The 19,347-nt window shown below is 67.2% G+C and carries 21 protein-coding genes and 2 tRNA genes; 18 read left to right on the forward strand and 5 right to left on the reverse strand.

Annotated elements, in window-relative coordinates; all coding sequences use genetic code 11:
* Nucleotides 1-75: 75 nt before the first annotated feature.
* From LFM09_RS27375 to LFM09_RS27415, 9 genes are all read left to right on the forward strand, one after another.
* On the forward strand, nucleotides 76-588 hold the full coding sequence (locus LFM09_RS27375) for a hypothetical protein (protein WP_414099426.1): 513 nt from the start codon (nucleotides 76-78) through the stop codon (nucleotides 586-588).
* Nucleotides 585-1,808, forward strand: a complete 1,224-nt coding sequence (locus LFM09_RS27380) for a hypothetical protein (RefSeq protein ID WP_414099427.1) — start codon at nucleotides 585-587, stop codon at nucleotides 1,806-1,808. Before LFM09_RS27375 ends, LFM09_RS27380 begins: the two co-directional genes overlap by 4 nt.
* A gap of 155 nt (nucleotides 1,809-1,963) precedes the next feature.
* Nucleotides 1,964-2,716, forward strand: coding sequence for an ESX secretion-associated protein EspG (locus LFM09_RS27385; RefSeq protein WP_414099428.1), 753 nt, complete (start codon nucleotides 1,964-1,966; stop codon nucleotides 2,714-2,716).
* 76 nt (nucleotides 2,717-2,792) lie between these two features.
* A complete protein-coding gene (locus tag LFM09_RS27390) occupies nucleotides 2,793-4,736 on the forward strand; it encodes an acetoacetate--CoA ligase (protein WP_414099429.1) in 1,944 nt (647 codons plus the stop codon).
* A 155-nt stretch (nucleotides 4,737-4,891) separates the two neighbouring features.
* Nucleotides 4,892-4,981 (forward strand) — tRNA-Ser (locus LFM09_RS27395).
* Nucleotides 4,982-5,022: 41 nt separating this feature from the next.
* A tRNA-Arg gene (locus LFM09_RS27400) sits at nucleotides 5,023-5,098 on the forward strand.
* 64 nt (nucleotides 5,099-5,162) lie between these two features.
* Entirely contained in the window at nucleotides 5,163-5,597 is a 435-nt protein-coding gene (locus tag LFM09_RS27405; protein WP_414099430.1) for an N-acetyltransferase family protein, read from the forward strand.
* A gap of 10 nt (nucleotides 5,598-5,607) precedes the next feature.
* Nucleotides 5,608-6,063, forward strand: a complete 456-nt coding sequence (locus LFM09_RS27410; RefSeq protein ID WP_414099431.1) for a macro domain-containing protein — start codon at nucleotides 5,608-5,610, stop codon at nucleotides 6,061-6,063.
* A gap of 182 nt (nucleotides 6,064-6,245) precedes the next feature.
* The gene (locus LFM09_RS27415; protein WP_414099432.1) at nucleotides 6,246-7,070 is read left to right on the forward strand and encodes an SDR family NAD(P)-dependent oxidoreductase; all 825 of its coding nucleotides are present in this window, start codon (nucleotides 6,246-6,248) and stop codon (nucleotides 7,068-7,070) included.
* Nucleotides 7,071-7,074: 4 nt separating this feature from the next.
* Here LFM09_RS27415 and LFM09_RS27420 read toward each other — a convergent pair whose 3' ends face one another.
* Complete coding sequence (locus LFM09_RS27420) at nucleotides 7,075-7,419, reverse strand: hypothetical protein (RefSeq protein WP_414099433.1); 345 nt, start codon at nucleotides 7,417-7,419, stop codon at nucleotides 7,075-7,077.
* A gap of 274 nt (nucleotides 7,420-7,693) precedes the next feature.
* Between LFM09_RS27420 and LFM09_RS27425 the strand changes: the two genes are divergently transcribed.
* Complete coding sequence (locus LFM09_RS27425) at nucleotides 7,694-8,020, forward strand: hypothetical protein (protein WP_414099434.1); 327 nt, start codon at nucleotides 7,694-7,696, stop codon at nucleotides 8,018-8,020.
* Here LFM09_RS27425 and LFM09_RS27430 read toward each other — a convergent pair.
* A complete protein-coding gene (locus LFM09_RS27430) occupies nucleotides 8,004-8,822 on the reverse strand; it encodes a serine hydrolase domain-containing protein (RefSeq protein ID WP_414099435.1) in 819 nt (272 codons plus the stop codon). The genes LFM09_RS27425 and LFM09_RS27430 overlap by 17 nt on opposite strands.
* 23 nt (nucleotides 8,823-8,845) lie before the next feature.
* Between LFM09_RS27430 and LFM09_RS27435 the strand changes: the two genes are divergently transcribed.
* On the forward strand, nucleotides 8,846-9,757 hold the full coding sequence (locus tag LFM09_RS27435; RefSeq protein ID WP_414099436.1) for a ribonuclease Z: 912 nt from the start codon (nucleotides 8,846-8,848) through the stop codon (nucleotides 9,755-9,757).
* On the opposite strand, the gene LFM09_RS27440 is transcribed toward LFM09_RS27435, so the two are convergent.
* Nucleotides 9,702-10,559 carry an NAD-dependent epimerase/dehydratase family protein gene (locus LFM09_RS27440; RefSeq protein ID WP_414099437.1) on the reverse strand — a complete coding sequence of 286 codons (858 nt, stop codon included), beginning with the start codon at nucleotides 10,557-10,559 and terminating at the stop codon, nucleotides 9,702-9,704. The genes LFM09_RS27435 and LFM09_RS27440 overlap by 56 nt on opposite strands.
* A 66-nt stretch (nucleotides 10,560-10,625) precedes the next feature.
* Here LFM09_RS27440 and LFM09_RS27445 point away from each other — a divergent pair, with 66 nt between their 5' ends.
* Nucleotides 10,626-10,832: a hypothetical protein gene (locus tag LFM09_RS27445; protein WP_414099438.1), complete on the forward strand. Its 207-nt coding sequence runs from the start codon at nucleotides 10,626-10,628 to the stop codon at nucleotides 10,830-10,832.
* 182 nt (nucleotides 10,833-11,014) lie between these two features.
* Nucleotides 11,015-12,445 carry a hypothetical protein gene (locus LFM09_RS27450; RefSeq protein WP_414099439.1) on the forward strand — a complete coding sequence of 477 codons (1,431 nt, stop codon included), beginning with the start codon at nucleotides 11,015-11,017 and terminating at the stop codon, nucleotides 12,443-12,445.
* Nucleotides 12,446-12,461: 16 nt separating this feature from the next.
* On the opposite strand, the gene LFM09_RS27455 is transcribed toward LFM09_RS27450, so the two are convergent.
* The gene (locus LFM09_RS27455) at nucleotides 12,462-13,220 is read right to left on the reverse strand and encodes a hypothetical protein (protein WP_414099440.1); all 759 of its coding nucleotides are present in this window, start codon (nucleotides 13,218-13,220) and stop codon (nucleotides 12,462-12,464) included.
* 62 nt (nucleotides 13,221-13,282) lie between these two features.
* On the opposite strand from LFM09_RS27455, the gene LFM09_RS27460 reads away from it, so the two are divergent.
* Together LFM09_RS27460 and LFM09_RS27465 are read left to right on the forward strand one after the other, a co-directional pair.
* Nucleotides 13,283-14,488: a DNA cytosine methyltransferase gene (locus tag LFM09_RS27460; protein WP_414099441.1), complete on the forward strand. Its 1,206-nt coding sequence runs from the start codon at nucleotides 13,283-13,285 to the stop codon at nucleotides 14,486-14,488.
* A gap of 309 nt (nucleotides 14,489-14,797) precedes the next feature.
* On the forward strand, nucleotides 14,798-16,024 hold the full coding sequence (locus LFM09_RS27465) for a Cys-Gln thioester bond-forming surface protein (RefSeq protein WP_414099442.1): 1,227 nt from the start codon (nucleotides 14,798-14,800) through the stop codon (nucleotides 16,022-16,024).
* Between the two features lie 74 nt (nucleotides 16,025-16,098).
* Here LFM09_RS27465 and LFM09_RS27470 read toward each other — a convergent pair whose 3' ends face one another.
* A complete protein-coding gene (locus tag LFM09_RS27470) occupies nucleotides 16,099-17,448 on the reverse strand; it encodes a BNR-4 repeat-containing protein (RefSeq protein WP_414099443.1) in 1,350 nt (449 codons plus the stop codon).
* A gap of 165 nt (nucleotides 17,449-17,613) precedes the next feature.
* On the opposite strand from LFM09_RS27470, the gene LFM09_RS27475 reads away from it, so the two are divergent.
* From LFM09_RS27475 to LFM09_RS27485, 3 genes are all read left to right on the forward strand, one after another.
* A complete protein-coding gene (locus tag LFM09_RS27475) occupies nucleotides 17,614-17,787 on the forward strand; it encodes an antitoxin (protein WP_414099444.1) in 174 nt (57 codons plus the stop codon).
* A 77-nt stretch (nucleotides 17,788-17,864) separates the two neighbouring features.
* Entirely contained in the window at nucleotides 17,865-18,425 is a 561-nt protein-coding gene (locus LFM09_RS27480; RefSeq protein ID WP_414099446.1) for a putative glycolipid-binding domain-containing protein, read from the forward strand.
* A gap of 83 nt (nucleotides 18,426-18,508) precedes the next feature.
* Nucleotides 18,509-19,342 carry a Scr1 family TA system antitoxin-like transcriptional regulator gene (locus LFM09_RS27485; RefSeq protein ID WP_414099447.1) on the forward strand — a complete coding sequence of 278 codons (834 nt, stop codon included), beginning with the start codon at nucleotides 18,509-18,511 and terminating at the stop codon, nucleotides 19,340-19,342.
* Nucleotides 19,343-19,347: the final 5 nt, after the last annotated feature.

A 19,347-nucleotide genomic window follows, 5' to 3' on the forward strand; every position in this document is an offset into this window, starting at 1 on the left:
ACGGCTGACTGGGTGTAGCTGTGAGTAACACTCAGTGCTGCGGTGACGAGTAAGCAGTGCAGGGGGTTATGAGGGATGGCTGAAGGCACTGGGACAGGCTCTGAGACGCCGGTGGTGACGCCCGCGGTCTCGACGGCGACCACTACGCCGATCACCGCTGAACAGCTGGCGGCGGTCAAACCCGTTCTCCAGCAGCAGATGCTGGTGGACAAGGCGGCGGCGAGCGATGCGGCGACCAAGCTCGGCGAGAAGGCGGACAGCGGCAAGCTGACGCTCGACGAGGACGCCGCGGACGCGTTGATCAAGGCGGTCGATGCCGCCCGGGACCAGGTGATGGACCTGTGGAAGCGGGCGACCGACCAGCTGGCGACGCCGTTGCAGTTCGGCGAGAACCCGGTCGCCAAGGCGATCAGCGCGCGGTTCTCCGAACTAGCCGTGGGTGAGGACTCCGGTGCGGCGAAAGCGTTGCTGGACCTCTTCAAGGTCCTCGACGACATCAGCAACGCGCTGAGCAAGAACCGCGACACCACCCGTCAGGCCGACGAGGACGTGCAGCAGTCGATGAACAAGCACGGGGGGTCCTGGTGAGTCAGGGATCGAAGGACGACAAGGGCCAGAAGGACGACAAGTCGCACCACGACGACGACTACGGCCACGAGGACATCCACGAGCCGCGTGACTGGATGGCCTACACGCACGAGGCGCTCTACAACATGGTGCACACGGGCGTGAACCTCGCCGGTGCGCAGGCCGCCGCGACGAACTGGGCGAAGATCGGCGAGGACATCGCCGGCGTTCGGGTGAACCTCCTGAAGGCCGTCGAGGACTCCACGGTCGGCTGGGACAGCGAGTCGGCGCGGCTCGCCCGTGAAGGCCTGACCGGGGTCACCAACTGGGTCGACGACACGGCGGCCTACGCGCAGAAGGTCTCGGCCGCGATCACCACGGAGACGAACAACGTGGAGGCCGCGCGCGCCGCGATGCCGCCGCCTCCCAAGGAACCCGTGCCGCCGGTGCCGCCGACGCCGATCACGCAGCTGCGCAACCCGACCCTCAGGGATCGTGCGGGCGAGTTCGTCGGCATCCAGAGCGAACCCCGGCTGATCAGCAACGAGTTCGGCGGTTTCGACTCGCTCGGCACCAGCCCGGTGGAGCAGCTCGCGGCCAACGACGCCCAGCACCGCCTCGCGGCGGACGTGATGGCGGCGTTCCAGCGCAACTCGGCCGCGGTCGACCAGACCGTGCCGGCGCAGTTCACGCCGCCGGTGAACCCGCTGAACCCGACGCCGACCGGCCCCGAACTCGGTGGCCGCACGCCGACTCCGTACCCGGAGGGTGGTGGCGCTGGCGGTGGCGCCGGTGCGCCTGTCCCAGGAACCACGCCCGGCCAGAACCGCGGCACCACGAACACGTCGTCGCGCGGTGGCGCCGGCGGCTTCGGCGGCGGTCGTGGCGGTGGCGCTGGTGGCTTCGGTGGTTTCGGTGGCGGACGCCTGCCTTCGAACACCGGCGGCCAGGGCGGTGGTGGCGGTGCCGGCGGCAGTGGTGGCGGCGGTCTCTCCACAGGTGTCGGTGAGAGGGGTGGCGCCGGAGCTGCCGCAGCGGCTGCCTCTTCGGCGACCGGTGGCCAGACCAGGGCGTTCCAGAACCCGCTCGCGATGGGTGGCGCGCCGATGGCGGCCGGTGCTCCCGCGGCGGCGCAGGGCCGTGACGACGAGCGCGAGCACAAGAGCGCGAGCTACCTGGAAGAGGACGACAACGTCTTCGGCCTGGACCGCAAGGCGGCCCCGCCGGTGATCGGTCAGTGAGCGAACGCCAGTACACGGTCAGCTCGCAGGAGTTCTTCCTGCTGTGGCAAGCCGTGCACGGCGAGGACCGCGTCGTGGGGGGGGGGGCGGCCCCNGGAAGAGGACGACAACGTCTTCGGCCTGGACCGCAAGGCGGCCCCGCCGGTGATCGGTCAGTGAGCGAACGCCAGTACACGGTCAGCTCGCAGGAGTTCTTCCTGCTGTGGCAAGCCGTGCACGGCGAGGACCGCGTCGTGCCGCTCGGGACGCCCCACGTCGGGGCCACCCGAGCGGCGCGGCAACGCCTCGTCGAACAGAGCTCGCAAACGCTCTACGCCCGCGGGCTCGGCACCGTGCACCGCCCGGACCCCGACCTGCGTGCGCTGGTCAGCGGCCTGGGCGAGTTCGACCGAGCCCTGGAGATCGCGTACTTCAAGGGCACCGAACTGGCCCGCGGCATCGCCTGTGCGGGCTGGAGCGGAGCGTTCGCGGCCCGCGTGAACGACGACGTGCACCTGTACGCGTTCCGCCCCAACGCCCTGGCTTCGGCCACGGTGTCATCGTTGCCAGGCCTCGCGCCGGGCAGCGGCCGCTCCGTGAACGTGCGGTGGGACGACTACATGCGCGCGGGCAAGGCGGGCGAGGAGGACGGCAAGCAGGCGTTCCTGGACGTGCTGCGCGACGCCGGCATCCGCGAGCCCGAGGCGCACGCGCTGTTACGCATCGTGACGTCCCGCATCGGCGGCGGCGAGCTGGGCCTCACCGCCCGCAACCGCGACGGCGTACCCCGCCCGACCGGCCGTTCGGTGTCCTGGCTGGACACGCGAGAGGGCCGCTACCTGCTGCGCAAGCAGGACGGCTGGCTCGTGCTGGCTCCGGCCGACGCGGCGCGGCTGACCTCCGCGGTGGACGAGCTGCTGGCTGCGTAGGTTCCACACTGGTGGGCTACTGCAAGTCCGCCAATCACACATGGACGTGCGGTTGCGCCTCAACTAGACATGGGGCATGACCGACACCGACGTCGAACTGCTGTGGCGCCCGGACCCCACGAGGGACAACGGGATGACCGCCTTCCGGACGTGGCTCGCTGAGCGTGGCCACGACTTCCCCGACTACGAGTCGCTGTGGGAGTGGTCAGTCTCCGACCTCGAGGGGTTCTGGGGCGCCATAGCTTCGTACTTCGACGTCAAGTTCCACACGGCTCCTGATCGCGTTCTGGGGTCTTCCTCGATGCCCGGGGCCGAGTGGTTCCCCGGCTCGACGCTGAACTACGCCGAGCACGCCCTGCGCCGTGGAGCCGACGACGACCTCGCCGTGATCTTCCACCGCGAGGACGGCCTCACTTCCTCTTTGACGTTCGGCGCCCTGCGCTCACGCGTGGCCGCTTTCCGGGCCGCATTGGCCTCTCTGGGCGTCTCCGCGGGCGACCGGGTGGTCGCACTGGTCCCGAACGCCCCCGAGGCCCTGATCGCCTTCCTGGCGGCCGCCTCCCTGGGCGCCACGTGGTCGTCCTGCTCCCCGGACTTCGGCGCCCGAGCCGTGGCCGACCGCTTCACCCAGATCTCTCCAGTCGTGTTCGTCGCCGTCTCCGGCTACGTCTACAACGGACGGTCCTTCGACTGCCGCCCGGTCGTCGAGGAGATCCGCTCCCAGATCCCGTCGCTGCGCGCCACGGTCCTGATCGACTACCTGGACAACGGGTCTTCTTTGCCCGACGCGCTGTCGTTCTCGGAGCTGGTCTCCGCCAACGCCGGCGCCTCGTTGGAGTTCACCCCGGTGCCCTTCGACCACCCGCTGTGGGTGCTCTACTCGTCCGGCACCACCGGCCTGCCCAAGGGCATCGTCCAGGGCCACGGCGGCATCGTGGTCGAGCACCTGAAGATGCTCGCCCTGCACAGCGACCTCGGCCCGGGCGACCGCTTCTTCTGGTTCACCACCACCGGCTGGATGATGTGGAACTACCTGGTGGGCGGCCTCCTGGTCGGCACCACGATCGTTCTCTACGACGGCAGCCCGGCCTTTCCCAACCTGAACACGTTGTGGCACTTGGCCGAACAACACCGCGTCACCTACTTCGGCACCTCCGCCCCCTACGTCCAGTCCTGCCTGAAAGAGGGCCTGGAACCCTCCACCCGCTACGACCTGACGGGCCTGCGCGTCGTCGGCTCAACCGGCGCACCCCTGACCCCGGAAGGCTTCCGCTGGATCGCCTCCGCGGTCGGCAAGGACGTCCAAATCGCCTCGGTCTCGGGCGGCACCGACCTCTGCACCGCCTTCGTGGCAGCCTCCCCGGACCGCCCAGTCTGGTTGGGCGAACTCTCTTGCCGCGCCCTAGGCGCCGCTGTCTACGCCTACGACGAGGCCGGCGTTGTGTTGGACGACGCCGTGGGCGAGTTGGTGATCACCCGCCCGATGCCGTCGATGCCGGTCTACTTCTGGGGCGACTCCGACGGTTCCCGCCTGCGCGACGCGTACTTCGACACATATCCAGGAATCTGGCGCCACGGCGACTGGATCCGCATCACCCCACGGGGCTCAGCCGTGATCTACGGCCGCTCCGACTCGACCCTGAACCGCGGCGGCGTCCGCATGGGCACCTCGGAGTTCTACCGCGTGGTCGAGTCGATCCCGGGCGTGGTCGACTCACTGGTGATCGACACGTCGGGTGCCGTCGAAGGTGAGCTGCTCTGCTTCGTGGTGCTCGACGGCGTCACGTTGTCCGACGTGGAACCGTTGCTGCGCCAGGAATTGCGCTCTTCGCTGTCCCCACGCCACGTCCCGAACCGCTTCGTCGCCGTTGCCGAGATCCCCAGGACCCTCAACGGCAAAAAGTGCGAGGTCCCGGTGAAGAAGATCCTCGCGGGAGCCGACCCGGACAAGGCCGTGAGCCGCGGCGCCCTGCGCAATCCCGAGTCCCTCCAACCGTTCCTGGAACTGGCCTCGGGATGATCTAGGTCACTCCCGCTCCGGTGAACAGGCGTTTAACGCCCCTCTTGAGCTCGTTGCGCGTGGTCTGACCAGCGCGTTTCCAGGTTCGAGGGGGGCGTTTTGCAACTCGGTTGGGGACCTGTGTAACCTATGCGTCGTGGCCAAGGATGGTCCCGGGAGGCTTCGCCTAGTCTGGTCTATGGCGCCGCACTGCTAATGCGGTTTGGGGTAACCCCCCATCCCGGGTTCAAATCCCGGAGCCTCCGCAAGGCCGAGCCTCTTGAGGATCGGTTAAAATTGAAGACCTGCGCTCGTAGCTCAACGGATAGAGCATCTGACTACGGATCAGAAGGTTACAGGTTCGAATCCTGTCGAGCGCGCCAGACCGAAAGGCCCCTGACAGCGAAATAGCTGTCAGGGGCCTTTCGCGTGCGGCAGGATGGCCGCATGGTGGAGATCAACTTCCTGAGCGAATCTGATCGCGCCGACTGGGACGTGCTGATCCGCGGCAAGGACGCCTTCTTCGAGACCGAGCGCACAGACGAGGACTACGAACGAACCTGGCGCCGCCTCCTGACCAGCGAGACGCGCGGAATCGGCGCGTGGCTCGACGGCAAGATGGTCGGGATCGCGCACTACGTGTTCCACGCGAGCGTGTGGGGCGTCGAAGGCCGGTGCTACCTGGCGGACCTGTTCGTGGACCCCGAAGTCAGGCGCCAGGGCGTCGCCACGGCGGTGATCCACTGGGTCGCGCGCGATGCCGAGGAGCACGGTTTCCGCAGCCTCTACTGGAACACGCTGGAAGACGCCGAGGCCCGCGAGCTGTACGACAAGATCGGCAAGTACTTCCCGGGCTTCATCCACTACAGCTACCGGCGCTGAGATGTTGCGGGTGATCAAAGGGGATGCGACGAGCCCGCAGGCCAAGGGGCCGAAGATCGTCGCGCACGTCTGCAACGATCTCGGCGGGTGGGGCAAGGGGTTCGTGCTGGCGGTGTCGAAGCGGTGGCCGGAGCCCGAAAAGGCGTACCGCGAGTGGCATCGCAATCGCGCGCACAACGACTTCGGGCTCGGCGCCGTGCAGCTGGTCCAGGTGAAGCCGGACATCTGGGTCGCGAACATGGTGGGGCAGCGCGGCACTCGCACGGGTAGCAACGGGCCGCCCGTCCGGTACGAGGCGATCGAGCGGTGCCTCAACGCCTTGGCCGAGCACGCCAAGAGGCTCGGAGCGAGCGTGCACATGCCGCGCATCGGGTGTGGGCTGGCCGGTGGGCGGTGGGAGCGGATCGAGCCGATCATCGAGGAGACCCTGCAAGGTGTCGCCACCACCGTGTACGACTTCGACTAGCCCTCAGCTTCTACTGGTGACGGGGTGCAGACGCAGTCGATTCCACAGTGGTTGATCTGCGGAAACCGCGACAACCACCGGGCCGACCGGTCGTCGTTTCACGTACGCCGTTCGGCGCCGACAGAGGTCACTCGACGACGTGACTGACCGCTCAGTGAGTCCGACTGGCCACACTCGGGTGCATGGCGATTCTGGCGGGCAAGGCCGTGGTCATCACCGGTGCCGGGCAGGGTTTGGGGCGGGCGTTCGCCATGCACGCCGCCGCGAACGGGGCCGCGGTCGTCATCAACGACGTCGACGAACCGCTCGCCGGGCAGGTCGCCGAACTGATCACGCTCCGGGGTGGCAAGGCGGTCGTGAGCGGTGGCAGCGTCACGGACCCCGAGCAGGCCGAGGCCATGATCGACACCTGCACCGCGGCGTTCGGCAGGATCGACGGCCTCGTCAACAACGCCGGCATCCGGTACCAGGCCGCGATCGGCCAGGACGATCCAAGAAACATGCGTGAGCTCATCGAGATCAACGTCCTCGGCACGCTCTACTGCACCAACGCGGCGGTCAAGAGCATGCGGCGCGGCTCGATCGTCAACCTCGGCTCGGTCGCGATGGTCGGCCAGCCCACCGCGCTCACCTACAGCGCGTCCAAAGGTGCCGTTGCCAGCATCACGGCGGGCGCGGCGGCGGAGCTGCAGGAAAAAGGCATCCGGGTCAACGCCGTGTGCCCGATCGCGTGGACGCGAATGGCTGCGGCGGACACCAAGGCTCAGCCGAGCGGGCCGCCGGAGACCATTGCGCCGCTGGTCACGTATCTCCTCAGCGATCGGGCGGCGAAGATCACCGGGCAGTTGATCCGGTTTGCCAACGGGCGGCTGCACGTCATTGGGCAGACCGCGCCGAAGGAACCCGTCATCGAGCAGAACGAGTGGGACGTCGACGGCATCGCGGAGGCCTTCGAACGGCAGCTCGTGCAGGAGGACCCCGCCTGGGTCAGGTGGGGTCCCCGGTAGCTGTCTACTGGCCGAGCGGGACCTCGATCACGCGCTGCGGCACGCGGGCCACGGCGTCCGTGATCGGCTCGTGCGACGACGCCAGGTCGGCGACGGGCGGGGTGCGGTCGATGGCCTCGCCGACGACAGGGGCGCCGGACGCGACCTCGGCCGCGGTGCCTGCGGCGGCCAGGGGCACTGAGGCCACGGCCAGCGGGACGGACGCGACCCTGACCGGCAGGTCGCCGACCGGCAGGTCCTTCTCCACGACGGGCATGGCCGAGGCCGGGGACGCCGCGGAGAACATCGCGGCCGCGCCGGCGAGGGCGATCACGGCGGGCTTGGCGATGCGGGCAACAGTTTCACGCACGACTGACTCCAGAGAGGAAAGGAAAGGTACGCCGAAAATCCTCGACCAAAAGCGCGCCACAAGTCGATCGCTGAACCGCGTGGCTGAAAGCCATTTGAGACATACGCTCAGCGACATATATTGAGACGTGACAAACGTGCGGTAATCGCGCGCAAGGGCATTCCTGAACCAAACCGATCACCCGAAAGTGTGAATAGCGGAATGCGCATGCGTCTTATTTGTTGCCTTATGAACCCGCTGGACGAGAGCAACGCGACCGTGCAGAGTGACGCGCGTGGAGCAGCGCGAGATCATGCAGCGGGCGTTGGGCGTCCTGACGCTCACCTACGACGCGGGCGAGTCGAACGACTACCTGCGCACGGCCCTGAAGTCGTTGCAGGAAGGCGTGTTCAGTTACGAGGTGAAGGTCGACGGCCAGCTGGACGAGGCCGCCACCCAGGCCCTCAAGCAGGCCATGGACCAGGTGCTCGGGCAGTTCGGCTGGTTCACCGCGGGGTTGCTGTACGCGTTCCACGGCGTCGCGCAGGCGTACGAGAACGACTGCGAGGACGCCGACGTGAAGGAAGTCCTGCGGCAGCTGGCGCTCAGGCTCGCTGACTGAGCTCCGCCCGCACACCGTCGGAGAACGGCGTCCAGGCCTCGACCGCCCACGGCCCGAAGCGCAGATCCGTCAGGGCGACGCACGCGGCGGAAATCTCCGGATCGACCCACAGGAACGTGCCCGACTGGCCGAAGTGCCCGAACGTCCGCGGCGAGTGCGAAAGTCCGGTCCAGTGCGGCGACTTGCCGTCCCGGATCTCGAACCCGAGGCCCCAGTCGTTCGGCTTCTGCATGCCATAACCAGGCAGAACACCGTTCAGTCCGGGGAACACGACCGAAGTCGCCTCGGCAACCAACGACGCAGACACCAACTTCGGCGACAGCAGCTCCGAAGCAAAAAGCGCCAAGTCGGCGGCACAGGACTCGGCACCGGCGCCAGCCGACCCGACCAAAGCCGAAGAGTTCATCCCCAGAGGCTCGAACACGGCCTCACGAAGATAAGAAGCAAACGGAATCTCACAGGCCGACGCGACAAACGAAGCCAGCACGTCGAACCCGGCGTTGGAGTAGATCCGCCGCGTACCGGGCGCGGCCTGCACCTCGGCCTTGTCGAACGCATACCCGGCCGTGTGCGCGATCAGGTGCCGCACGGTCGCCCCAGGAGGCCCGGCCGGCTGGTCCCACTCGACCGCACCCTCCTCCACGGCCACCAGCACCGCGTAGGAGGTCAGGAGCTTCGTCACCGAGGCGAGCGGGAACACGCGCTGCTGATCGCCCAACGACCCCACGACGGCCCCACCCGACACAACGGCCACCGCGACGTTCGAGGCGGGCCACGACGCCGCCGCTTCCACGCTCTGCATGGGACAGACGTTAACGTCAGGGGGTGACAGTGCGGGAACTGATCGTCCTGGGGACGGCCAGCCAGGTGCCCACGCGCCAGCGCAACCACAACGGCTATCTGCTGAGGTGGGACGGCGAGGGCTTCCTCTTCGACCCCGGCGACGGCAGCCAGAGACAGCTCCTGAGGTCAGGTGCCGCTGCGAGCGACATCACCCGGATCTGCATCACGCACTTCCACGGCGACCACTGCCTGGGCGTGCCGGGCATCGTGCAAAGGCTCAGCCTCGACCGCGTCCCGCACACCGTCCACGCCCACTTCCCGCGCAGCGGCTCGCACTTCTTCGAACGCCTCCGCTACGCCAGCGCCTTCTACGACGCTGCGGACATCAAGGAAGAGCCCGTCGACGCAGACGGCGAATTCGCCAACGGCAAGTTCGGCACCCTTGAGGCCTACCGGCTCGACCACGGCATCGACAGCTTCGGCTACCGCCTGATCGAACCCGACGGCCACCGCATGCTCCCGGAAAAGCTCAGGGAACACGGCATCCAGGGTCCGAACGTCCGCATCCTCCAGCAGGACGGCGTGTTCAACGGCGTCAAGCTCGAAGACGTCAGCGAACCCCGCAAAGGCCAGCGGTTCGCCTTCGTCATGGACACCCGGATGTGCGACAACATCTACGAGCTCGCCGACCAGGCGGATCTGCTGGTGATCGAGTCGACCTACCTGGCGCGGGACACGAAACTGGCCGGCGACCACGGCCACCTGACGGCTCAGCAGGCCGCGCGGGTCGCCAGGGAGACCGGCGTCCGCAAGCTCGTCCTCACCCACTTCTCCCAGCGCTACGAAGACCCCGCCGAGTTCCACGCGGAAGCAGCGGCGGAGTTCGACGGCGAGATCGTCATCGCGAAGGACCTGGACCGGGTTCCGGTGCCGAAGCGTGCCACTGGTCCTTGACGATCTGCTCCAAAGAGGAATGAGAAGGCTCCCACCCGAGCGCGCGCAGCCGTGACACGTCGGCCTGCTGGAACCGCACCTCTCCGGGATGCGCCGGCCGCCACGTCACGTCCACAGCGCGCCCGGTGACGGCCGAGACGGTGTCGAGAACATCCCGCACGGACGCGGCCGTGGCCCCGACGTTGTAGACCGACGAGGTCCCGACGGAACAAGCCTCCAACGCCACGACGAAGGCTCGGGCAACGTCCGACACGTGCACGAAGTCGCGCACGGCCGACCCGTCGCCGAACACCTCCATCCCGGGCACGGTTCCGGCCGCGCAGGCCACCGCACGGGTGATCACCCGAGTGGTGTCCGTGTCACCACCTCCAGCGACGTTGAACAGACGCAGCGTGGTCGCTCCGATCCGCCCGGACCGGGCCGCCCACGCGACAAGATCCTCGGCGGCCGCCTTCGTGGCCGCATATGGAGAAGAAGGTTCCCGAAAAGATTCCTCGTTCAGCGGAACGTCGGACGGCCGGTAGACCCCACCAGTCGACGCGAACAGGAATCGCTGCCCCTCCAACGCCTTCAGCAAGTTCAGCGTGCCGCCCACGTTCGTCTCGTAGTACGAAAGTGGATCTTCGAACGACTCCCGCACGCGCGCGACACCCGCCAGGTGGATGACGGCGTCCGCGTCCACCGGAAGGAACGGCTCGGACAGCCGTTGACGGGACGAAACAGGTTCATGCCCGTGAACCCGCAGCTCACGCACTACAGCACGGCCGACGTACCCAGTGGCACCGGTCACTAGAACTCGCACAAGTTGACCCTAAAGGTCGACCGGGGTTGCGCCGATAACACACGAGTGAGTTACCCCCATCGCGCTGTGCACACAAGCATCGCCGGACTCCTGCACGACGTGGCCGTGCACGAGTTCAAGCGGCAGGAGTTCCTGCGCAACGTGGCCGAGATCGTGGGAGCCGCACCCGCGCCCGGTCCCGCTGAGCTCACCGCTCCGCTGTCGGCGATCAACCCGAGGCGCAGCTTCCTCAACCGCGTTGACCAGGTCCTCCGGGACGCGGCGCGCGCCTAGCGCGCACACAGATCAGACGCTGATCCACTTGCCGGCGGGCTGGCCGCAACAAGCCCGCCGCAACATTCATCCGGCCGTTGCCGGACCGTGCTTCGACACACATACCGGGTGGCTCTACGCTACGCGTCACCCGGCGATCGCCGGTCGCATCCTTCTGCTTCTCTCAAAGCGGGTTCTCGGCGATGGATCATGTCTTCGCAGCGCTCAACGAGCGCCTGGGCGGGTTGTTCGGTGACCGGTTGGTCGTGCTGGCCGGTGGCACGCGTTTGGCGAAACGGGCGCATGAGCTTCATGCGCTCGGTGCTCGCCATACGCTCGTGCTCGATACCGACGACCATGCCCCGCTGCATGATTCGGAGATAGCGCGCTGGGTGTCGCTGGGCATCAAGGGCGGCTTCGTCGCGGTCGAGCAGCGCCGTCTCGGCAAGCTGCTGACCAAGCCGAGCGCCGAGGTCCGCGAGATCCTCAGCGACTTCGACCGCGACGCCGAAGCGCTCGTGATCAGCACGCCCTACAACGAGATCGCGACGTTCCAGGGCCGTCCGGTCCTCAACGCGCGCGAGCGCAAGTGGGTCGAGCTGGAGAACAAGACCACGATCGACGCGCTCTGGGACGAGCTCAGCGCTCGCCGTGCGCCCGCGATGGTGTTCGACCTCGACTTCGAACGTCTCTGGGGCGCCTCGGAGATCCTGGACCGCGGTGCGGGCGTCGTCTGGTCGGGTGACGGCCCGGCGATCAACGGTGGCGCGAACTTCGTGCGCCGCGTGCGGTCGTACGAGGAGGCGAAGGACGCCTTCGAGGTGCTCGCCCCCAAGTGCGAGCAGGTGCGCGTGATGCCGTTCCTGGAAGGCATTCCGGTGAGCGTGCACGGCATCGTGTTCCCGGACGGCACCGCGGTGCTGCGCCCGATCGAGATGGTCGTGCCGCGCCGCCAGGGCCAGGCCAAGTTCCTCTACGCGGGCTGCGCGTCGTACTACGACCCGCCCGTGTGGATCCGCGACGAGATGCGCAACCTGGCCCGCCGCGTCGGCGAGCACCTGCGCGAGACCGTCGGCTACCGCGGCACGTTCACGCTGGACGGCATCGCGACCGAGGACGGCTTCCTGCCGACCGAGATCAACACCCGCTACGGCGGCGCGATGGTGTGCTTCGAGGACGCGGTGCCGTCGTTGCCGCTCGCGCTCGTGCAGGTCGCCCTGGTCGCGGGCTGGGACCTCGGCATCTCCTCGATGGAGTTCGAGGAGCTCGTGCTGCAGGCCGCGGACAACATCCGCTCGGGTGCGGTGGGCGCCAACGTCCGTGCCGTGCAACCGACCCAGGTGGACGAACGCCGCGTGATCTTCACGGGATGGGCGTGCCGGTTGGCGCACCCGGAAGAACCCGCGCACGCGACGTTGCGGCTCAGCCCGTCGCCGATCGGTGGACGCCTGGACCTCGACCTGCACCGCGAGAACATGCCCGTCGGCGCGCCCGTGGCCGCGTTGACGGTCGCGGCGTTCGCGTTGGCGGATCAGGAGTGGGGGACGGGCCTCGGCGCCCTGGAGCCCGCGATCGCGGTCGAGGACGAGACCCAGGTCGAGCAGGACTTCATCGAAGAGGCCGTCACCGCCTGAGCAGGACTGAGTGGACTCACCAGGCGCCCTCATCGCCGTACGCGGAGATGAGGGCGAACCGGTAGCCCATCAACGCCGCGGCGACCTCACGTGGCTGGTGCGCGGGCCGCACCAGCCCTTCGCCCAGGACCTTCGGCCGGTCCACGCCGACTAACTCGGGTGACCGCTTCAGCAGCGCCACGGCGATCTCGGCGGCGTCCGCGAGCATCTCCTCGCCCGGCAGGTCGATCATGTCGGTCATCAGCCCGCTGACGAACGAGGGCAGCTTCTCCGGCACCGCGCACGCCAGCGCCACGAGGCACGCCACCCGTTCGGAGGCCAGCGCCTCGAAGATCTTCGGCGCGCCCTGGGAGACGGCGTGCCGGGTCTGCGTCAGCCAGTCCGGCGCCGTGCGGGGGAGTTCGCGGCCGAGAGCGTTCCACCGGCGGTGCGTGCGCCGGCCGTCCTCGGTGAACCCCTTGCCCGCCAATGCCATGGCGGCCAGCAGGAAGATCACCCGGTCGCGCACGTCCGCGGCGACCTTGTACGACGCGCCCAGCTCCACCAGGTACGGCACGGCGCAGAACGACGCCTCGGACACCGTGTCGTCGGTCAGCAGCCGCTCTGCCAACGAAGAGAGCGCGTCCAGCCGAACGTCGCGAGCGGGGTCCATCAGGGAGCGCAGCAGGCGTGGCACGCGACCGGCGCCACCGCGGCCGTCGTAGACCTCCACCCAGGAAATCCTGTCGAGGCCCCGCAACGGATCAGGCCGTTGCCACGCACGCGGCAGCTCCATAGGCCGGAAAGGTACGGGATGTCACGGAAGGCTCCTCGGAGCCTCGCCCGTACGATCTCGTGGTGTCCTTCTCGGTGGCCGACATCTTCTCGGGTGCGGGCGGCATGAGCTACGGCTTCCACGCCCACCGCGACTTCCGGGTCGTCGGTGCCGCTGACGCGCAGATCGGCAAGCCCAGTTCGCGGTTGGGTTCGTTGCGCTGCAACGACACGTACCGTGCGAACATCGGCGTCGACCCGTTGGAGGTCGACCTCTCGAAGGTGTCGCCGGCGGCGTTGCGCGAGGTGTGGGGCCTCAAGAGAGGCGAGCTCGACGTGTTGCTGGCGTGCCCGCCGTGTTCGGGCTTCAGCCGCATCACCTCGCAGAACCACCTGCGCGACGACCCGCGCAACTCGCTCGTCGGCCGGATCGCGGTGTACGCCGCGGAACTGCGCCCGAAGGTCGTGCTCGTCGAGAACGCTCGCGAGCTCGTCAAAGGCAAGCAGCGCCACCACTTCGACAGCCTGGCCGAGGAGCTCACCCGGATCGGCTACGCGGTCGCGGGCGGCACGCACATGCTGTCCAAGTTCGGCCTGCCGCAGCTGCGTGAGCGGACGTTGATGGTCGCCGTCGACGAGGGCCTGCCGCTGCTCACGATGGACGACCTCTGGGCGGGCAGGGAGATCCGCCCGTCCGCGATCACGGTCAGGCGGGCGATCGGCAAGCTGCCGGTGATCGCGGCCGGCGAGGCGCACCCCGAAGACCCCATTCACGTGTCGCCGACGTTTTCCCAGGACCGCAGTCTGGAAAGAATGCGTGCAATTCCCGCGAACGGTGGTTCGTGGGCGGATCTGCTGCGTTCACCGGAGACCGCGGAGTTGTTGAATCCGGCACAACGCAAGATCGTCGAACAGCAGAACTGGGGTTCGCACCCGGACGTCTACGGCCGGATGTGGTGGAACGAACCGGCCAGGACGATCAAGCGGGAATGCGGCCACGTCGGCAACGGCCGTTATGCCCACCCGGAGCAGCACAGGCTCTGCACCGTGCGGGAGATGGCGCTGCTCCAGGGCTTCCCGCGCCAGTTCAAGTTCGACGTCTCGATTCTCGGGAACGCCTACCGGCACGTCGGCGACGCCGTTCCGCCGCTCATCGCGCACCAGTTGGCCGGACTGACCCGCTGGATTCTCACCGGCCGCCGCCCGGAGCCGAAGGAGATGTGCCTGCGTGGCACTTCGCTGCGTCCCGGCGACATTCGTCCGGTCGAAGTTACCGAATTGGTGGCGTGACCGTCTGAACCATCGCCGCAGGTCATCCGTAGCGGACGTCTCAATTGATAACTGTTCGGCAACGAATTTATCGTCACCTGACAAATCGAATGCATCAGGGATCGATCCACTGTGGACACCCTGAGTATGTTCTTGCTGGTCACAGTGGGTTTGTCGTGATCGTCATACCTCACTCCATTGGGTGTAACTCGATCGGATACTGTGCCGTCGCTTCCTGTCGGTTCAGTGTCGATGTCGACGTGCCGACCGTCCCGACGGGCGACTGACTTCCCACCGCGTTCGGGCTAACTTCAGCGAGCAAGGAGACCAATGGCTTCCCGGTTGAGGACTGGCACCGCGCTGCTCGGCGCCACTGCCGCCCTGGCTTTCACGGCACTTCCGGCTCATGCCGACGTCACCATCACGCCTGACCGCGGTGGTCAGGAGTCGGGTCACACGGTGACCCTCCTGCCGGTGGGCAACATCAAGGACCCGAACGAGCTCGAGCAGGGCACGGCGGTCATCAAGCTCCGCATCGAGGACGACGAGAAGCGCTCGAACGTCTTCACCTACTGCGTCGAGCTGCCGACTCCCCTTGAGGACGCGGACTCCCTCAAGGAAGCGACCTGGGGCACGCACCCGAACCCCAAGTCCAAGTTCCCCGTGAACGCCGGCAAGGTCCTCTGGGTCCTCCAGAACTCCTACCCCGGCAAGTCGATGGACTTCATCCACGAGAAGTACGGCGACCAGTTCGACAAGAAGGAGACGATCGCCGCCACGCAGGCCGCGATCTGGCACTTCTCGGACGAGGCGAAGCTCGACCCGAACAAGAACTCCGACGACGTCATGAAGCTGTACGAACGGCTGATCAAGGACGGCGCGGAGAACGAGATCAAGGACCAGCCGAAGCCGACGCTGGAGATCGACCCCGCGTCGAAGTCCGGCAAGTCCGGCGAGAAGATCGGCCCGTTCACCATCACGACGACCGCGTCCGAGGTCAAGCTGACCGCCGACCTGCCGGACGGCGTCACCGTCACCAAGGCCAACGGCGACCCGATCGCGGTCGAGAAGAAGGACAAGAAGGCCCAGGAGCTGGCCGTCAAGGACACCGGCAACAAGGTCACCGAGTTCTTCGTGAACGTCCCGGAGAAGCAGCCGACCGGCAGCGCGACGTTCAACCTCTCGGCCGAGGCCGAGATCGCGATCGGCCGCCTGTTCGTCCAGCGCAACAAGGACCCGCGCAACCCCGAGGCGCAGTCGCTCGTCGTTGCGCAGCCGCAGAAGGCCAAGGTCGAGAAGGAGGCCAAGGTCGACTGGAAGCTCGAGGTCAAGCCGTCCGAGCCGACCAAGCCGTCCGAGACGCCTTCCTCCACGCCGTCTTCTCCGGCCCCGACCTCGTCGTCGGCCACGCCGACCCCGGCTCCGGGTGGCGGCGGTGACGACGACCTCGCCGAGACCGGCGCGTCCATCCTGTGGCCGCTCGTCGGTGGTCTGGTGCTCGTCGGCGCCGGTGTCGGCGCCCTGTTCGTGGTGCGTCGCAAGAAGGCAACCGCCTGACTAGCCAGCACCCCTTAGACGAACGCCCCCAGGGTCCGCGCCGGTCCTGGGGGCGTTTGCCGTTTCGTGCGCTGTTAGCGGCGGCTGATGCCCGCCACGCTGATGTCGCCGTCAGCGATGGCGACGTCTCGTTGCGAAGACGCACCGGAGAAGATCGCTCGAGCCGGGTCGCGGAAGTTCTCCACGATCTCGACGCGCTGCACCGGCTTGGCCGTCGGGATGACGGCCTCCGGCGTCCACGTGCGACCGAACCGCACGAGGAACGTGTTCACGTTCGGCTTGCCGTCCTCGGTGGCGTACACGCGCCACGTGAACGGGTCGACCGGTTCCATCTCACGCGTGCGCAGGCCGCGCGCGACCTCCTTGGTCTCCCAGCTGCGACCGTTCCAAGTGGACATGTAGTTGCGCAGCGGGCCCTTGTCCGGGTCGCCCATGAACCACATCAGGAACGGCTTGCCCAGCGTCGTGCCGACGAGCTGGATGTAGTCGGGGGACTTCACGCCGTTCGGCACGGTCAGCGGGGTCTCCGCGACCTTCAGGTGCGTCTCCTGGTCGGCGTCGTCGATCTGGGTGCCCAGATCCTTGCCGGCCGCCGAGTAGAAGTGCCGGTTCCGCGGGTCGAACCACGCGTAGTAGATGTTGCGGTGGTACCGGTCGTGCAGATGTCCTTCAGTGCCACCACCCGCGAGCGTGTAGACGATCCGCACGCGGCCGTTGTCCTCCTGCCGCAGCTGACCGATGTAGATCTCGTTCATGTTGTCGGTGCGCGCGGTCGAACCGATCGCGAACCTGTCGCCCGTCAGCTCCGTGGAGTTCTTCCACGTCTTGCCGTTGTCCTTCGACACCACGTAGAGCATCGGCCGGGTGTCGGTGGGGACCGTCGGGTCGAGGTCGCGGGACGTCTCGCGGTAGAAGACGTAGATCGTGCCGTCGCGCGTGACGAACGGCATCGGGTACGTGGCCGCGTTCTTCGAGATCAGCGTCTCTTCCCAGACGCCGTCGACGGAGTGCGGCTTGGGCGAACGTGACATGCGCAGCTCGACGTTGTGCATGCCGCGGAAGATGAGCAGGTGCCCGTCCTTCGCCTGGACCATGGTCGGGTAGTTGTGCGCGTCGGAGTCACCGTCCGCAACCCGGTTGGGTGCCGTCCAGGTGGCCTTGCGGTGGTCGTACGACTGGACGTAGCTGTCCTCGTACTGACCGGCCCACGAGATGAAGGTCTTGCCGACCTTGCGGTCGTAGACCCCACCAGCGACCGGGCGCCGGTCACTGCGGGCAGCGACGTTCGTGGCCGTGGCCGTCACCGTGAACTTCGCTTTGCCCAGGTCACTGCCCTGAATGTCGGCTGTGGCGTTGGCCGACGGGGTAGCGACGAGCGGCATCAGCAGTACTGCGGACATAACTCCACGCAGGAGCCGTGTCATGTGGCGTGTCCTCCTGGTTCTGGCCGCGACGGCGGCCGACCAGGCGGCGGCGGGGCCATCATCGTTGTCGCCGAGCCGACTTGTCCAGGCGGAGTTAGCGTGATCGCGGCTATCAACACGCGGGGCCCACTCGGGTACCCTGCGTCAGGAGCGGAGGAGCATCACATGAACTTCGACGAGATCAAGAACAAGGCCATGGACCTGGCCGAGCAGCACCACGAGCAGGTCGACAAGGGCGTGGACGCCGCGGCTGATTTCGTCAGCGGCAAGTTCGGTCACGACGAGCAGGTCGACTCGGTCGCCGAGAAGATCAAGGACATCCTTCCGGGTGGGCAGTGAACTCCTTCAACGCCACTGACGCAGGGCGGGTCACCTCGACTGGGGAGACCCGCTCTCCTTCTGCCCGCAGGCCAGAGATGATCACCTGGCAGGGCCTCCACGAGCCGCGTCTGGAGCAGGTTCGCCTGCTGCTCTCCAGTGACCAGCGCCTGCGCGCCACCGGCCGGCTGGTCGCCGCCGGCCCCGAGGAACAGTTCAACGCCTCCTTCGAGGTGTCGGTCGGCGAGAGCGGTCAGGTGAACCGCCTGCTGCTGCGCACCGCGACTGTGCTCGAAGAGCGGCAGTGCTCCCTGTCGCGGACCGAGGACGGCGCCTGGCTCGTCGACCACGGGCAGGGCAGCAAGCGTGAGACGTTCAACGGCGCTCTCGACGTCGACGTCCAGTTCTCCGTGCTGTTCAACGCCATCCCGATCCGGCGGCTGGGACTGCACCGCGAGGAGGGCGAGCACAACCTTCCTGTCGTGCGGGTGAACTTGCCGGATCTGTCGGTGAAGGCCGTTACGCAGACCTACAAGACGGTGTCCGTGGGGGACGACGTCTCGGTGGTGCGGTTCAAGAGCGGCGGGTTCGAGCAGAACATCAAGGTCGACCAGAACGGCCTTGTCGTCGAGTACCCGTTGATCTCGAAGCGGATTTAGAAGCCTTCCAAGAAGTACTTCCTTCGTGGCGAGTCGCATCCAAACGATGGAGGGATGGGGCTTCGCCCTTCTAGCGTCCTCGCATGCCGAAACGAACTTCGAGCGTGGTGGGGCGCTCGTTCGGTGATGGTGTCCGTGACGCCATCCAGTCCACCGGTATGACCCAGCGCAGGATCGCCGAGCTGCTCGACTGGGAAGAGGCCAAGGTCTCCGACCTGGTGCGGGGCAAGGGCGGGGCCACAGAGGTCGAAGTGGCGACGCTGCTGGGCCTGTGCCGGACTGAAGCTGGAGAGATTCGTCGTCTGCTCACGCTCTTCAGAGAGACGCGTGAGAAGGGTTTCCTCCAGTTCAACGATGAAGACGGCGTACCGAACCAGCTGCGCACCTTGATCGCCCAGGAGCAGCTCGCCACCAAGGTCTTCGTGTGGGCCATGAACCTCGTCCCCGGCCTCCTTCAGATACCGCAGTACTCCTTCGAAGTGGTGCAGGCCGTTCCAACGATCACATCGGAGCAGGTCGGGGAGATCGTTGCCGCCCGAGAGGCGCGGCGGTCGGTCTTTCATCGGAGCCGGGAGTTCACCTTCTACGTTCACGAGCAGGCGCTGCGTCTCCAGGTCGGAAGCGCCGCACTGATGATCGCGCAGCTGGAAGACCTGCTTCGCATGATCGTCCGTCCGTATATCAGCGTGCGCGTCGTGCCTCTCTCGATAGGCGTGCACGCCGGACTTGCAGGGTCGTTCACCAAGTTGGGCTTCGAGAAGTTCGAGCCGGTGGTCTTCGTTGAAACCCACAACTTGAACCTGTTCTTGGAAGACAAGGGCTCGATCGCCGCCTACGACGAGGTGCTGAAGGCGCTCGATGCTCAGGCTTTGGATGAGGAACAATCGAAGGAGCTGATCACCAGCTTGTTGAAGTGAGGGGA

The organism is Lentzea alba (genome assembly GCF_047445655.1).
GTDB classification, from domain to species: domain Bacteria; phylum Actinomycetota; class Actinomycetes; order Mycobacteriales; family Pseudonocardiaceae; genus Lentzea; species Lentzea alba_A.